The sequence below is a fragment of the Rhodoblastus sphagnicola genome (assembly GCF_002937075.1).
In the GTDB taxonomy this organism is placed as follows: Bacteria; Pseudomonadota; Alphaproteobacteria; order Rhizobiales; family Beijerinckiaceae; genus Rhodoblastus; species Rhodoblastus sphagnicola.
Genome location: NZ_NHSJ01000038.1, coordinates 30,845 through 45,801, shown reverse-complemented (window position 1 = coordinate 45,801; position 14,957 = coordinate 30,845). Strand labels below are relative to the sequence as shown.

The following is a 14,957-nucleotide window of genomic DNA, read 5'->3' as shown; positions in this document are numbered from 1 at the left end:
ATGAACGACAAGCCCCTGCTTTTGGACGACCTGCGGCGTGCGCGGCCGCTGGTGCAGGTCATCACCAATTACGTCTCGATGGATCTGGCCGCCAACGCTTTGCTGGCGATCGGCGCGGCGCCGGCGATGATCCACGCGCCCGAGGAGGCGGCGGAATTCGCGGCGATAGCTGACGCGCTGGTGGTGAATATCGGCACGATTTCCAAGACGTTCTTCGAGGGCATGCTCGGCGCGGCCGAGGCCGCGCGCGCCGCCGGAAAACCCTGGGTGCTCGATCCGGTCGGGGCGGGGGCCACGCGTTACCGCAACGCGGCCATTGAAGCGCTGCTCGCGCTAAAACCGTCGATCATCCGGGGCAATGCGTCGGAGATCATGGCGGTGGCGCGCATCGCCGGCCTCAACGCCGATCAGGCCGCGCCAAAAGGCGTTGACAGCCAGCATGAGGCCGGGGCCGCGAAAGGCGCGGCGCTGGCGTTGGCGCAAAATCTGAGCTGCGTCGTCGCTGTGACCGGCGCCGTCGATCTCGTCACCGACGGAACCCGCGTGACGCGCATCGCCAACGGCTCGGAGCTGATGACCCGCGTGACCGCTTGCGGCTGCGCCCTGTCGGCGGTGGTCGGCGCTTTCGCGGCGGTGACGCCGGATCGCTTCGCGGCGGCGGTGGCGGCGCTGGAGGCCTATGCCATCGCGGGCGACATCGCGGCTGAAGCGAGCGCCGGCCCCGGCAGTTTCCGCGTCGCCTTCATTGACCGTCTGGCGAGCCTGCAAGGCGCCGAGATTTTGGAGCGGTCTAAAGCATATGGGGCGTGACGGCCGGCATCTTCCCGCTGCTCAAACGGTCCACGAAATCGACGGTGTTTCGTCGGATTGGAGAGCCCAGAGATCGACAGCCTTTTGCCAGGAGGGCATGTCGCGCGGGTCCAGGGATGCACTTTTCGTCGCGGCCAATTCGGCATAGGAATTGGCGAACAGGTTGACAATCGGATTCCCTGTATCGACATTTGCCGCCGCGCGACCTGCGTTCTTCATGGTGAGAAGATAGCCTGCTTGGGCGGTTCCGCGCGCCTGCGCCCATCCGAGCGAAGATTTCTCTTCACTGCTCGCAGAGTCGAGAAAATCTGTCGCGGCCTTATAGGCAGCTGATGGGTTGGTATGCAGCGGATCGGCGGCCGTTATGACGTCGCCTTCCTGCTTCGACATGAAAAACTGGGCGGCATCCACCTCGACCTTGGAAAACATGCCACCTTGATCGCTGGAAATCGCATAGAGGGTGCGCCGATCAAGGTTGTTTAGGCCCAGCGTATCGCTCCACTGCTGCCCGGTGGTCTCATAATCCGCCGTCTTGCCGAGCTTTTGATAGCCGGCGTCGAGCGTCGCTCTGGCGTCGAGGGCGACTTGCGCGAAGGACTTTTCCGAGGTTGACGCGCCACTCGTTTGTGCGGTCTGGCTGGCGTCCGTGGTCGAAGAAGCCGCCTGCGCGGTCGTGGTTGTTTTGGTCGATGTGGTCGCGGTCGTCGTTTTGCTCGACATCCTCGCCCCCGACAAAAGGCCCAGGCTCGTTCCAAGGGATGCGACGGTGGACAATTCTCCCCCTCCAGCCTCGCCGCCGAGGCAAAATCAATGATGAGAAAAAAGCAAAACCTGCCGGATATCTCCGCCAGATTCTTTTCGCCGTCATGATAATGCAGCAAGCTGCCCCGAGGCTTAAGATGAAGCTGCGGATCGGAGCAGAACAACGCCCGACGCCTTTCGGTTGCGTCGCAAACGATTGAACGGCTAAAAAGCCAGCAAATCGAAGGGCGCGCGGAAAATCATGATTCGACTTGATGCCATCAGCAAGCAGAACGGCAACCATCTTCTGTTCGTCGAAACCTCGGCGTGCGTGCTGCGCGGCGAGAAAGTGGGACTGGTCGGGCCGAACGGCGCCGGCAAGACCACTTTGTTCCGCCTGATCACCGGGCAGGAGACGCCGGACGAGGGCCAGGTCTCGATCGATCGCGGCGTCACCATCGGCTATTTCAACCAGGATGTCGGCGAAATGTCGGGCCACAGCGCCGTGGTCGAGACGATGAACGGCGCCGGTCCCGTCAGCCAGGTCGCCGAGCAATTGAAGGCGCTCGAAGCCGACATGGCCGACCCCGACAAATTTTCTGAGATGGACGAGATTATCCATCGCTATGGCGAGGTGCAGGCCCGGTTCGAGGAGCTGGACGGCTACGCCTTGGAGGGCAGGGCGCGCGAAGTGCTGGCCGGCTTGAATTTTTCCGAGGAGATGATGGACGGCGACGTCGGCAAACTGTCCGGCGGCTGGAAAATGCGCGTGGCGCTGGCGCGGATTCTTCTCATGCGGCCGGACGCCATGCTGCTCGACGAACCGAGCAACCATCTCGATCTCGAAAGCCTGATCTGGCTGGAGGATTTTTTGAAAGGTTTTGAGGGCGCGCTGCTGATGACCTCGCACGACCGCGCCTTCATGAACCGCATCGTGGGCAAAATCATCGAGATCGACGGGGGATCGCTGAACAGCTATTCCGGCGATTACGAGTTTTACGAACAGCAGCGCGCGCTCAACGAAAAGCAGCAGCAGGCGCAATTCGAGCGCCAGCAGGCCATGCTGGCCAAGGAAATCAAGTTCATCGAGCGCTTCAAGGCCCGCGCCTCCCATGCCTCGCAGGTGCAGAGCCGGGTGAAAAAACTCGACAAGATCGAAAAGGTCGAGCCGCCGCGCCGCCGCCAGACCGTGCTGTTCGAGTTCCCGCCGGCGCCGCGCTCAGGCGAGGATGTGGCCACGCTCAAGGGGGTCGAGAAGGCCTATGGCGCCAAGCGCATTTATGACGGCCTCGATTTCCAGGTGCGCCGCCGCGAGCGCTGGGCGGTGATGGGCGTGAACGGCGCCGGCAAATCGACCCTGCTCAAACTGGTCGCCGGCGCGACCGAGCCGGATGCGGGCGCCGTGACCATCGGCTCCGCCACCAAAATGGGCTATTTCGCCCAGCACGCCATGGAATTGCTCGAAGGCGAGGCCACCATTTTCGAGGATCTGGAGGCGAGCTTTCCCCAGGCCGGGCGGGGCGCCCTCATGAACCTCGCCGGCTGTTTCGGCTTTTCCGGCGACGATGTCGAAAAGAAATGCCGCGTGCTCTCGGGCGGCGAGAAGGCGCGGCTAGTGATGGCGAAAATGCTGTTCGACCCGCCGAATTTCCTGGTGCTGGACGAGCCGACCAACCATCTGGACATCGCCACCAAGTCAATGCTGATCAAGGCGCTTTCGGCCTACGAGGGCGCGATGCTGTTCGTGTCGCACGACCGGCATTTCCTCGCGGCTTTGTCGAATCGCGTGTTCGAACTGACGCCTTCGGGCGTGCATCGCTATCCCGGCGGCTATAGCGAATATGTCGCCTCGACCGGGCAGGAGGCGCCGGGCCTGCGGCATTGAGCCGCGCGCCCCGTCGCGCTTGCCGCGCCGCGATCAATAAAATGCGGCCGGCGAGTTTCATGCAAGTTTGTAGAAAAACAGTGGAATTGATCGGCCGACCGTTCTGGCGTTCGCAGCCGCCAGATCGCCCTGGAGAGCCGCCGCCGTGTCCATGCCCGCCGAAAAACAAGCGCCCGATTTCGAAAGAACGCCCGCCGACGTTTGCGTCGCATCGCTGGTCATCGACCCCGCTTCCCTGCTTGAGCGTTTCCCCGGCCTGGCGCCCGTCGGCGAACGGCTCGACCCGCTGATCCGTCGCCTGTTTTCCGGCGCGACGCCCGGCCAGGACATAGCCGCAATTCTGGCTTCGGGCGCGCCGGCGCCGGCGCTGCTCGATGCGCTGGAGGCGGTGATGGCCGCGACCACCCGCAGCCTGACGCGGCGGGCTTCCGTCCTGTCGGGGGCGGCGGCGAGCCTGCCCGAACTGGGCGCCCAGTTCGTCGGGCTGATCGGCATGATCCACAATCAGGTGACCGATTCGGCGCTCAACGACATAGCCGAGGATCTCTCGCGCGAATCCGACCTGCTCAACCTGAAGGTTCTCGCGGGCATCGTGGAGGATGTGAACGGCCTCGCCATCGAGATCGCGCATCTGTCGCGCAACACCAGCATCGAGGCGCAAAGCTCCCACGCCATCGCCGAATCGACCTACGATCTCGTGACCTCGATCGACGAGATGTCCCGCTCCGGCCGCGAGGCGCAGGATCTGGCGCGCGAGGCGCAGGACAGCGCCCGCGCGGGCGTGGGCGCCATGGACTCGCTCGCCGCCGCCATGGCCAATATTTCTTCCGCCGCGGGCGAAACCAGCGAACAGGTCGGGGCGCTGGAGCGCGCCTTCGACCAGATCGCGGGCGCGCTGCAAGCGATCGAGGCCATAGCGCGGCAGACCAACATGCTCTCGCTCAACGCCACCATCGAGGCGGCGCGCGCCGGGGAGGTTGGCAAGGGCTTCGCCGTGGTCGCCGGCGAGGTCAAGGCTCTTGCCGCACAGACGGCCAAGGCGACGGTCGAGATCGGCGCGCGCATCGACGACATGCGACTGGCGATCCGGGGCATGACCGGCGCGATTCACCGCACCGACAGTGCGGTGTCCCAGGGCGGCGAGGCCATCGCCGGCGTCTCCGCGCGGATGGGGGGACTTTGCGAAATGGTGGCCTCGGCCTGCGAGCGGATGGAAGCGATCGCGCAGGTGCTGGACATGCAAAGGAACACCAGCGCGGAAATCGCCGCCAATTCCGAAGCGAGCGCCCGGCGCGCCAGCGACAACGACGCCATCCTCCAGGCCATGGCCGCGGAATTGCAGGAGATGAACGCGCATTTCACGGCGAAGGCGAACGGCTGGTTCAATCCCGACCAGCCGCGCGCGCTCTGTGAAATGGCCAAGATCGATCTCATGCTGTTCAAGAAGCGCGTGGTGGACACGCTGCTCGGGCGCGCGCAATGGCTGGCGGCGGAGGTCCAGGACCACCGCGCCTGCCGACTGGGCCAATGGTACGATTCGGTCCAGGCTCCGAGCTTGCGCGCCTTGCCCGCCTTCATCGCCCTCGCCGAGCCGCACGCGCGCGTCCACGCCCTCGCGCGCGAAATTCTCGCCAGGGACGAAGCCGACGACGGCGAGGCCGCCAACGCCCTGCTCGACGATCTCGACCGGGCGAGCGTTGAAATGCGCGACCGAATCGACCAATTGTGCTCCGCCATCGAGGAGGAGCGCGGCGGCGTCAACCGCCGCGCCTATGAACGGCGCCGAAGCGGCCGACTGGGCGTGCTGACCGCGCCATCCGGCCCGCACAGCGTGATCATCGAGGATATTTCGGAAGGCGGCGCGCGGATCAGCGGCCTTGGCGCCTTGGAAAAGGGAACATGCGTGACGCTCGACTGCGGCGCGCAGAGGCGGAGCGGTCTCGTGGTCTGGTCCACCGACGACGAGAGCGGCCTGCGCTTCGACCCGCGCTGATTTGTTTTTCTTGGCGCGCGCGCTTTGCGCCGCCCTGTCCTGGCGCCGCCATTGACCCCTCTCGTCGCCCCGTCGCATAGTAGCGCAACGTTTTAGGATCGCCCCAGCGGGCGACCGGCCACGAGGTTGCAATGTCCTCCACGTTTTCCATCGGCGCCCTGCCGCTGTCCGATGTCCTGACCGCGCCGGAAAAGGGCGCTCTCACCTTGATCGCCTTCGCCGGCAAGGATCTGGCGCTCGGGCCAGAGACCGCGAAAATCCTGGGCGCGAGCGCGGGTCTCGTCGCCGGTTCGGCCGAATTCGCCGGTTTTAAGGGCAAGATCGGTTCGGCGCTGGAGTTTTTGGCTCCCGCCGGCCTGGCCGCGCAAAAGCTGATCGTGTTGGGAACAACGCCCGACAAGGACGGCGAAAAAACCGATTACCTTCGCCTCGGCGGCATCGCCGCGTCCAAACTGGGCAAGTCCAAGCTCGCGCGCGTCATTTTCGATTTCGACGCCGCGCCCGAGGATATTTCCGCCGCCGCCGATTTTGCCCTGGGCGTGCGGCTGCGCGCCTACAAATTCGATCAGTTCAAGACAAAAAAGGCCAAGAAGGACGAGCCGGAAAACGACGATCCGGTCGAGGTCTTCCTCGCCGGGCCGGACGCGGGCGCGCTTGCTTCGGCGATCGCCGAGTCCTCGGCCCTGGCCGATTCGGTCGATCTGGCGCGCCGTCTCGTCAATCTGCCGCCGAACCTGCTCTATCCCGAATCCTTCGCCGCCGAGGCCAAGGAGCTGGAAAAACTCGGCGTCGAGGTTGAAATCCTCGATGTCCCCGCGCTGGAACAGCTCGGCATGCGGGCGCTGCTCGGCGTCGGCCAGGGCTCGGCGCGTCCCAGCCGCGTGGTGCTGATGCGCTGGAACGGCGGCAAGGAGGGCGACGCCCCGCTCGCCTTCATCGGCAAGGGCGTGTGCTTCGATTCCGGCGGCGTGTCCATAAAGCCCGGCGCGGGCATGGAGGACATGAAGGGCGACATGGGCGGCGCCGCCGCCGTCACCGGCCTTTTGCGCGCCCTGGCGGTGAGAAAGGCCAAGGCGAATGTGGTCGGCGCCATTGGCCTCGTGGAAAACATGCCCGATGGCGCGGCGCAGCGCCCGTCCGATATCGTCACCGCCATGTCCGGCGCCACCATCGAGATCATCAACACCGACGCAGAAGGGCGGCTGGTGCTGGCCGACGTGCTCTGGCACGTCCAGAGCGCGTTCAAACCCGCCTTCATGATCGATCTGGCGACGCTGACGGGGGCGATCCTGGTCTCGCTCGGCCAGGATTACGCCGGTCTGTTCTCCAACAACGACGATCTCTCGGAAAACCTCAGGAAAGCCGGCGAAGCCACCGGCGAAAAAGTCTGGCGCATGCCGATGGGGCCGGCTTACGAGAAAATGATCGAATCGAAATTCGCCGACATCAAAAACACCGGCGGGCGTTTCGCCGGCTCGATCACCGCGGCGCATTTCCTGCAACATTTCGTCAATGACGTGCCATGGGCGCATCTCGACATTGCCGGAACGGCGATGAGCGCGCCGGCGGGCGACCTCAACCAGAGCTGGGGCTCCGGCTGGGGCGTGCGCCTGCTCGACCGGCTGGTGCGCGACTTTTACGAAGGATGACCGAAGGGCGCCAGACAGAAGTCTGGTTCTACCAGCTGCTGCGCCGCCGTCTCGAACAGGTTCTGCCCAGTCTGGTCGAGCGGACGCGCCAGCGCGGCTGGCGCGCGATCATCCAGACGGCGACGCCGGAGCGGTTGTCGGCGATCGACGACCTGCTGTGGACCTATGCCGAGGATTCGTTCCTGCCTCATGGCGCAATCAAGGGCGGCGACCCCGAGATGCAGCCGGTTTTTTTGACGCTTGGGCCGGAAAACGCCAATGCCGCGCGCGTCCGCTTCCTGCTCGAAGGGGTCGAGGCCGCGCCTTTCGTCGATCAAGGTTATGAAAGGCTTATCGTGCTGTTCGACGGCCGCGACGAGGCTTTTCTCGCCAATGCCCGGGCGCAATGGAAAACCTTGCGTCAAAGCAACGCCGATCTGGCCTATTGGGCCGAGACGGACGAGGGCGGCTGGCAAAAGCAGGGCTAGGGTATTCCCGAAAAGGATATGCGTTTTCAAACGCATAAAGACAAACCCCGGAGCGCGTCGGGTGCGGGGGGGAGCGCCCAACGCTTCAGGCGCGGTCGCGCGCCGAAGGCAAAGTCCGCGCCGTATTTCCGCCGCATTCCCGGCGGTAATCTGGCGCGATCACAAATCCGTGATCCCGAGCCGGGGCGCCGGGTGAGGCGCGTAACGCTTTGGCAACTTTTCGCGCCGCATGGTGCCGAAGAGGAAATTTTGAATAAAAATCCGCGCAATGGGCGGCGCGGCGCAACGAGGATAGCAGCTCCGGATGAAACGTTTCGTCTCCATCGGCCTGGTTATCGCCACCTTTGGCCTCGGCGGCTGCGCCCAGCGTCAGCAGGCGTCCCTGACCTCCGGCCACGGCAAGGAATATTTCCCGGAAGGGATTTATGGCCGCGCCAGCCCGCGCGTGGTGGCCGAGGGCGAAGAGGTGCCAAAGGGCGGCGGCCAGTATCTGGTGGGGAAACCCTATTCGGTCGCCGGACACACCTATGTGCCGAGCGAGCGCAAGGTCGCCGCCGTCGGTCTGGCCTCCTGGTATGGCGACGCCTTCCACGGCCGCCGCACCGCCAATGGCGAGGTTTACGACAAGGCGTCGATCAGCGGCGCCCACGCCACCATGCCGCTGCCGAGTTATGCGCGCGTCACCAATCTGCGCAACCACCGCTCGATCATCGTGCGCGTCAACGATCGCGGCCCCTATCATGGCGGTCGCATCATGGACCTGTCCGCCCGCGCCGCCGAGGCGCTGGACTACAGGCGCTTCGGCACCGCCAAGGTGAAGGTGGAATATGTCGGCAAGGCCTCGCTTGGCGGCTCCGACGACGAAAAGCTGATGGCGACCCTGCGCATGGACGGCGGGCCGGCGCAACTCGACGATTTCGCCCTGTCGCCGACCATGGTCGCGGACAGCGCGGCGCCGATGGAGAGGCCGGCTCCGGCCCAGGCCAAGCGCGACATCGAACGCGTCGCCATGATCGAGCCGGACAGCGCGCCGGTCGCGCCGCCGCCGCGTCCCGAACGGCCAGCGGCGAACCCGCAACCGGCCCAGCATGCGGTCGCCGAGCCGCCGCTCAGGCCGGAGGAGCTGCGCGCGCTCGTCCAACTGCCCGAACATCCGCCGGCGCCGCCGCAGCGTCCGCTCGACCTCGGCACGATTCCGGGCGCCGACACGCCGATCCGCTTATCCCGCCGCTGAGCGCGTTTTCAGTTTGGCGCGGCGGTCGCGATGGCGTAAAGGTTAAGCTGCGCCAGCTGTTTTGCCCGGAGAGCGCGCTTGTTTTCACATGATTGCGAGATCGAGGGCCGCGTGAGACTCATCGCCGTCCTGTTATGGATTTTGTGCAGCGCGGCTGTCGCGTCGGCGCAATCGGTCACGACCATCGCCCCGCGCGCGCTGGTGATGGATGTGGGCACGGGCGCCGTGCTGTTCGACAAGGCCGCCGACGAACCTACGGCGCCGGCCTCGCTGGCCAAGCTGATGACGGCGGAGCTCGTCTTTCGCGACCTCAAGAGCGGCAAGATCACGCTCGACACCCAATTCCCCGTTTCCGAACATGCCTGGAAAACCGCGCAGGGTGGGGCCTCCATGTTCGCGCGCCTCGGCTCCAGCATCCGGGTCGAGGATCTTCTGCGCGGCCTGATCGTGCAGTCGGGCGCCGACGCGGCCATCGCCTTGGCGGAGGGCATTGGCGGCTCGGAGGAAAGCTTCGCCGCCATGATGAACAAGCGGGCCGGCGACCTCGGCATGACCCATTCCCATTTCATCGATTGCTGGGGTTCGCCCAATTCGGCGCAGACCGTAAGCGCGCGCGACCTCGCCAAACTGGCCCAGCACGTCATCGCGACCTATCCGGACTATTATCACTTCTTCGGCGAGAAGGAGTTCACCTGGAGCAAGGTGCGACAGCTCAACCGCAATCCGATTCTGTTCAACGAGGTCAACGGCGACGGTCTGAAGGTTGGCAACCTGCCCGACGGCGGCTTCAATCTGGTCGGATCGGCGGCGAGCGGCGAACGCCGTCTCATCGTGGTGATTCTCGACGCCAAATCCGCCAAGGACCGCGCGGAAGAGGCGCGCAAATTGTTCAACTGGGGGTTTCGCGGGTTCGAAGTGAAGGATCTGTTCGCATTGGACGAGCAGGTCGGCGCGGCCAGGGTCTATGGCGGGGCCAAGGCCGAGGTTCCCCTCCTCACCGAAGCGCCGGTGCGCCTGATGACGGCGCGGGGGGCTTCGGAGCGGCTCACGGGCAAGATCGTCTATTCCGGACCGCTGCTGGCGCCGGTAGAGGCGGGAACGACGGTGGCCCGCCTGAAAATCTACCACGGCGCCACTCTGGCGCTGGACGTTCCGCTGAAGACCGGCGAGGCGGTGGAGCTCGGCGATCTCAGCCAGCGCGCCAAGGACGCGGCCTTCGAACTGGGCTTGCAGGTGTTCAACAAGACCCTGAATTACGCGTTCAGGAGCGGCAGGAAGGCGACGGAGACGGCGACGGCGCAATAGCCATGGTTACGTGACAAGGCAGATCGTTACGTAACGATAAACACCTTCTCGACCTCGCCCGGCGCCAGCACGACCCAGTCGCCCGCCGCCAGATCCGCCGGCAGGTTCAAGCCCCCGATCCGTTCGCGATGCAGGCGTTCGACATGGTTGCCGACCGCCGCGAACATGCGGCGGACCTGGTGATAGCGGCCCTCGACAATGGTCAACACAGCCTCGCGCGGGCCGACGACGTCGAGGCGGGCGGGCAGCAGCGGCTTGTCCTCGTCCTCCAGCATCAGACCGCCGGAAGCAAAGATCGCCGCCTCCTCGCCGGACAAATCGCGGGCGAGCGTGGCGCGGTAGTTTTTGGGGATTTCGGCCTTGGGCGAGATGATCCGGTGCAGCAGGGCGCCATCGTCGGTGAGCAGCAGCAAACCCGACGTCTCCTTGTCGAGCCGACCCACGGTGGAGATCGCCGGTTCGCGCCGGCGCCAGCGCTCGGGCAGCAGTTTTGACACCAGCGGCCCCGCCTCCTTGTGCGAACAGGTGACGCCGACCGGCTTGTGCATCATCAGAACGAAGCCGGGCAGGGGATCGACGGGTTCGCCGTCCACCGCCAGCGTGGCGGCTTCGTCGATCCCGATTTTCGCATCGGCTTCGCGCAAAACCGCGCCATCCAGTCTTATTCGGCCATTGCGCGCCAAAATGGCGATCTCGCGGCGCGAGCCGTAGCCGAGATTGGCGAGCAGCTTGTCCAGCCGGACCGTCTTCACTTCACCGCCTCGATCACCTTGAAGCCGGAGGCCGCCGCGACCGGCGCAACCGAGCGGAACTTGCCCTCCAGCGCCGCCTCGTAGGGCAGGTGACGGTTGGCGACCAGCCAGCAAACGCCGCCGGTGCGTAAAAATTCGGCGGCGCGCTCGATGAAGGCGATGCCAAGGCCCTTGTTCTCGTGGCCGGAATCGTGAAAGGGCGGGTTCATCACCACGAAATCGAGCGGCTCGGTCTTTTTGAGCCGCCGCACATCCTCCCACACGATTTTCGCACGGGAATCATCGACATTGCGGGCGCAGAGATCGACCGCGCGGCGGTCGATGTCGATCATCAGCAGCGATTTCACCCGCGACGAGGCCAGGATTTTGTGCGCCAGCACGCCGAACCCGCAGCCGAAATCGGCGCCGCGTCCGGAAAATTCCGGCAGATGTTCGGCGAGCAGGGCCGTGCCGGGATCGATGCGGTCCCAGGAGAACACGCCGGGCTGGGTCCACAAGCCCATCGCGTCGGACAGGCGCGGCGCCCCGGCGCGAATCGCGACGTCGAGCGCGTCTGAATCGCCGCCGCCCTGCGTCAGACAGATGCGATGGTGACGCTTGGCCGTTTCCACGCAGGCGCAGCCGAGATCGGCGAGATCCTTGACCAGCCGGCCGCCGCCCTTGTCCTTGGGCGCGAGCGCCAGCAGCGGCGCCCCCGGTTTTAGCGCGCGCAACGCCAAAGCCAGAACCGCGCGGCGCTCGATGGCGCCAGGCGGCGCGAGCATGACGAGATTGTCGAGATCCGAAGAATCCTCCAGCCGGTCGGCGCCGGGGGAGAGCGGGGAGAACTGCCGGAAATTTTGAGATATTTCAGCGAGTTCGGGCGGCGGCGCGCCGAAAACGTTATCGAAGGACATGGATTTCCCTGAATGGACGCTCGCAAAGGAGCAAGATGCGCGCCATCTCAGGCATTGCAGCGAGATGATCTTGGTCGCGACATGATATTTGGAAAGCGGCTCCCGAGCAGGAGCGCAGGTGGCTGGCTTTTATCCACGAATAAATGATTCTACATCATAACGCCAAGAGGTCAAATGAGCTTGTAACGCCCGAAAAAAAACTAAAAATTACCCGATCAATGCGGCCATTGGCAATGGCCGCGCCGAGAACCCGGGACACGCGATCGGCGCGCCTGGGGGCCAAGCCCATTGCGCCTCGGAAGGGAAAACGCGGGATCGCGACGGGCGTTGAATTCCGCGCCCGAACAGGCCAATGTTCGCGGCGGCGGCCTTTGCTTTGGAGGTCGGCGCATCGCGCGCGCGTGTACCCGAGCGTGAATCAAGGAGTCAGATATGGCGGCCAGCCCCTCGAACATCGCCTTCGACCTTCCGGCGCCGGATTTCGCCTTGCCCGGCGTCGATGGCAAGACTTACCATTTCGCCGATGTCGCCGGCGACAAGGGGACGGTGATCGTCTTCATCTGCAATCATTGCCCCTATGTGATCGCCGTCATCGACCGACTCGCGGCCGACGCGCGCGCGCTGATGGCCGAGGGGATCGGCTTCGCCGCCATCTGCTCCAATGATTCGGCGGCCTATCCCGAGGATTCCTTCGCCGCCATGAAGATTTTCGCGCAAAGGCACGCCCTGCCTTTTCCCTATCTCCACGACGAATCGCAGGAGGTGGCGCGCGCCTATGATGCGGTCTGCACGCCGGATTTTTTCGGCTACGGCGCCGACGCCAGACTGAAATATCGCGGCCGCCTCGACGAGGGCCGCACCAGTCCGCCGCCTCCGGGCGCGCGGCGCGAACTGCTCGACGCCATGCGGGCCATCGCCGCCAATAATGAGGTTCCGCCCGACCAGACGCCCTCAATCGGGTGTTCGATCAAATGGAAGCCGAACAACGCCTGACGCATGGGCGCTGTCATCGCAGCGCGCCGGCCCTTGCCGCCTATGGATCGGCCCTGTCGGCGACAGGCGGCGCCGGCCGTTCGGGTTGGGACGCGTCGGAATGCTGGGTCTTGCGGAAAACGGACATCAGCATCACGGCGACCAGCAGGATGAGTATGGCCGGGACCAGCGGACTCCAGCGCGGCGTCGGCTTGGCGGCGCCCAACACTCTCGCCGACAAACCGTTGGCCGACATGACGTTGGCGGTCACCGCAGAGGCGAGTCTGTTTTCGCGTGTGGACGGCAGCAGCGCGAACAGGCGGTCGGCGATGAGTGCGGCGTCGGCGCCGCTGCGGTCGGGCATGAGTCGCGCCAGGGCGTCGAGCGCCAGTGTTTTCGGCATGTGCGCGATGCGCGCCGCTTCGCCCCAGGGATCGGCGCCGGAGCGCGCGATCGCGGAAACCATGGTCAGGGGCATGCCATTGCCGTCCTCGTAGAGGACGGCGTAGAGGAAAGGTTCGAACTCTCGCCCCAGCGGTGGAAAGGCTTGCACGCTGTTTCCAATCCTTGCTGAAGGCCCGGATTTCAGCTGTTGTCCGCGGCGTCGCCGCGACGCCAGTCGGCGGGATCCATATTCCCGGACAAATCGATGTGCGCGACGCAGCTTGAGGCCGGCAGCGTATGGTCCGAAAACTTGATGTCGAAGACCTGACCCTGCTCGGTGAGCAATTGCAGGTCGCTGCGACCGAACAGGCTTCTCAGCATTTCGGAGGCCAAGCGGATCTCGCCGCAACCGGAAACGCCGGCCGCCGCGCGGTAATAGCCGTCCAGATCGAAGGTCGTCGGCGCGAGTTTCTTGCCGTTCTGGACGATGTCGCCGCGTCCCGACAGTCCCCCGAGATAGCGCAGCGCCTTGGTCTTGAAAGCCATGATTTCACCTGTCCTTCCCGTCGGACATCAAGGCGGCGGCGCGTCCGGCCGGGTCGATTGCACCCCTTCGCGGCCCACCCGCCGCCGGCGAGGAAAGGCGAAGATTTTTGTCTCGACGCGGGCGTCTCGGCCTCAACGCGCCGTTTTGGGCCCCTTGACCGGGGTCAACTGGCCCATCGCCATTTTCGGCGGGTTGGGATCGACCGCGGGCTTTACCGCCTTCGGCTTCTTGGCTTCACGGTTGCCGCGTTTTTGTTCCTTGGCCATGATTCGCTCCTTTCGCGTCGTTGAACGACGCGTCCGATTGAAAATGAAAAAGCAGCCTTGCCGGCGGCGTATTTCCGAAACATGGCCCGGATTTTCCGAACAACAGCGTGTTCCGATCAACGGCGACCGCGTCCGCCGACGCGAATCTTCAGCCGGGCAGTACATGAAAAAAAGAAAGCTGGAGACCGCCCGATGAAACCAAGTTCACCGAACGAACTCCAGCGCGGAGCCGTTTTTCGCGCGGGAGAGTTCCCGATTCTGAGGTCGAAACCTCAAATGCCAGAGTCAGACCGCCATTACATCCGTGGTCAGCGTGACTCCGGCGCGAAGGTCAGGTCACGATTTCAAGCTTTTCGGCCGACATTTTGCCGGTCCTGCGGTCCGCGACCAGCTCGAAGGAGACCTTGTCGCCCTCCCGCAACTGGCTGATGCCGGCGCGCTCGACCGCGCTGACATGGACAAAGGCGTCCTGACCGCCACCATCCGGCGCGATGAACCCAAAGCCTTTTTCGAAATTAAACCACTTCACGGTTCCCTGAGACATGGAAACCCCTTTCTAGATAAGCCGGAAATGCATGCTGGCGTGATCGCCGGCAGTCGAAATTGCACTTTTTAGCAGGATATGTGTGGGGCGATCGCGAGTAATTTCCTCAGAAACTATGCCTGAAAGCCACCGTTCGACTTCCTCAATATAGACAGTCCCATTAGTTTTACAAGTGAAAAACTTCTTAATATTAAAAAGGCGCAGTCCAGCAACCGCGGGCTCGGCTTGGCGATGCGCGCAACCCACGGCGCAGCTTCACCCAACAGCCGATTGGTCTTGCCGCCACCGCCAGGATCGCGCGCTTGCCGAAACACAGGGTGACCGCGGGCGACCTTCGATTCGCACGACGAAGGGGCGGGCGGTTTTTTCACATATACAACCCAAAGTTGTATTTCCTTTGGTGGCCGCGCCGCGCATGAACACGATCTCCTACGCCTTGCCCGCCATGCTGGATCAGTATGTCGCTCCCAACTTTGTCCTTTTGGCCCTGGCGGCAAGGTCATAGTTTGGAA

At 64.4% G+C, this 14,957-nt stretch carries 15 protein-coding genes; 8 read left to right on the top strand and 7 right to left on the bottom strand.

Going from position 1 to position 14,957, the window contains the following annotated elements; all coding sequences use genetic code 11:
- Complete coding sequence (gene thiM / locus CCR94_RS04975; protein WP_104506773.1) at positions 1-810, top strand: hydroxyethylthiazole kinase; 810 nt, start codon at positions 1-3, stop codon at positions 808-810.
- A 21-nt stretch (positions 811-831) separates the two neighbouring features.
- On the opposite strand, the gene CCR94_RS04970 is transcribed toward thiM, so the two are convergent.
- On the bottom strand, positions 832-1,584 hold the full coding sequence (locus CCR94_RS04970) for a hypothetical protein (protein WP_146089868.1): 753 nt from the start codon (positions 1,582-1,584) through the stop codon (positions 832-834).
- Positions 1,585-1,813: 229 nt separating this feature from the next.
- On the opposite strand from CCR94_RS04970, the gene CCR94_RS04965 reads away from it, so the two are divergent.
- From CCR94_RS04965 to CCR94_RS04940, 6 genes are all read left to right on the top strand, one after another.
- Complete coding sequence (locus CCR94_RS04965) at positions 1,814-3,436, top strand: ABC-F family ATP-binding cassette domain-containing protein (RefSeq protein WP_104506771.1); 1,623 nt, start codon at positions 1,814-1,816, stop codon at positions 3,434-3,436.
- A gap of 151 nt (positions 3,437-3,587) precedes the next feature.
- Entirely contained in the window at positions 3,588-5,429 is a 1,842-nt protein-coding gene (locus CCR94_RS04960) for a methyl-accepting chemotaxis protein (RefSeq protein ID WP_104506770.1), read from the top strand.
- Positions 5,430-5,560: 131 nt separating this feature from the next.
- Positions 5,561-7,078, top strand: coding sequence for a leucyl aminopeptidase (locus CCR94_RS04955; RefSeq protein WP_104506769.1), 1,518 nt, complete (start codon positions 5,561-5,563; stop codon positions 7,076-7,078).
- Entirely contained in the window at positions 7,075-7,545 is a 471-nt protein-coding gene (locus CCR94_RS04950) for a DNA polymerase III subunit chi (RefSeq protein ID WP_104506768.1), read from the top strand. The genes CCR94_RS04955 and CCR94_RS04950 overlap by 4 nt, the downstream gene beginning before the upstream one ends.
- 304 nt (positions 7,546-7,849) lie before the next feature.
- Positions 7,850-8,779, top strand: coding sequence for a septal ring lytic transglycosylase RlpA family protein (locus CCR94_RS04945; RefSeq protein WP_104506767.1), 930 nt, complete (start codon positions 7,850-7,852; stop codon positions 8,777-8,779).
- Between the two features lie 78 nt (positions 8,780-8,857).
- Positions 8,858-10,084, top strand: coding sequence for a D-alanyl-D-alanine carboxypeptidase family protein (locus CCR94_RS04940; RefSeq protein WP_244593943.1), 1,227 nt, complete (start codon positions 8,858-8,860; stop codon positions 10,082-10,084).
- Between the two features lie 26 nt (positions 10,085-10,110).
- Here the strand turns inward: CCR94_RS04940 and CCR94_RS04935 are convergent, their stop codons facing one another.
- Positions 10,111-10,836 (bottom strand): pseudouridine synthase, encoded by a 726-nt coding sequence (locus CCR94_RS04935; protein WP_104506766.1) that lies wholly within the window; start codon positions 10,834-10,836, stop codon positions 10,111-10,113.
- A complete protein-coding gene (locus CCR94_RS04930; protein WP_104506765.1) occupies positions 10,833-11,732 on the bottom strand; it encodes a class I SAM-dependent methyltransferase in 900 nt (299 codons plus the stop codon). Before CCR94_RS04930 ends, CCR94_RS04935 begins: the two co-directional genes overlap by 4 nt.
- A gap of 432 nt (positions 11,733-12,164) precedes the next feature.
- On the opposite strand from CCR94_RS04930, the gene CCR94_RS04925 reads away from it, so the two are divergent.
- The gene (locus tag CCR94_RS04925; protein WP_104506764.1) at positions 12,165-12,725 is read left to right on the top strand and encodes a thioredoxin family protein; all 561 of its coding nucleotides are present in this window, start codon (positions 12,165-12,167) and stop codon (positions 12,723-12,725) included.
- A 40-nt stretch (positions 12,726-12,765) separates the two neighbouring features.
- Here CCR94_RS04925 and CCR94_RS04920 read toward each other — a convergent pair whose 3' ends face one another.
- The 4 genes from CCR94_RS04920 to CCR94_RS04905 all read right to left on the bottom strand — a co-directional run bounded on the left by CCR94_RS04920 (position 12,766) and on the right by CCR94_RS04905 (position 14,445).
- The gene (locus CCR94_RS04920; protein WP_104506763.1) at positions 12,766-13,257 is read right to left on the bottom strand and encodes a hypothetical protein; all 492 of its coding nucleotides are present in this window, start codon (positions 13,255-13,257) and stop codon (positions 12,766-12,768) included.
- Positions 13,258-13,289: 32 nt separating this feature from the next.
- Positions 13,290-13,634 (bottom strand): hypothetical protein, encoded by a 345-nt coding sequence (locus tag CCR94_RS04915; RefSeq protein ID WP_104506762.1) that lies wholly within the window; start codon positions 13,632-13,634, stop codon positions 13,290-13,292.
- Between the two features lie 132 nt (positions 13,635-13,766).
- Entirely contained in the window at positions 13,767-13,901 is a 135-nt protein-coding gene (locus tag CCR94_RS26320) for a hypothetical protein (RefSeq protein WP_275112804.1), read from the bottom strand.
- A 331-nt stretch (positions 13,902-14,232) separates the two neighbouring features.
- On the bottom strand, positions 14,233-14,445 hold the full coding sequence (locus tag CCR94_RS04905; protein ID WP_104506760.1) for a cold-shock protein: 213 nt from the start codon (positions 14,443-14,445) through the stop codon (positions 14,233-14,235).
- Between the last annotated feature and the right edge of the window lie 512 nt (positions 14,446-14,957).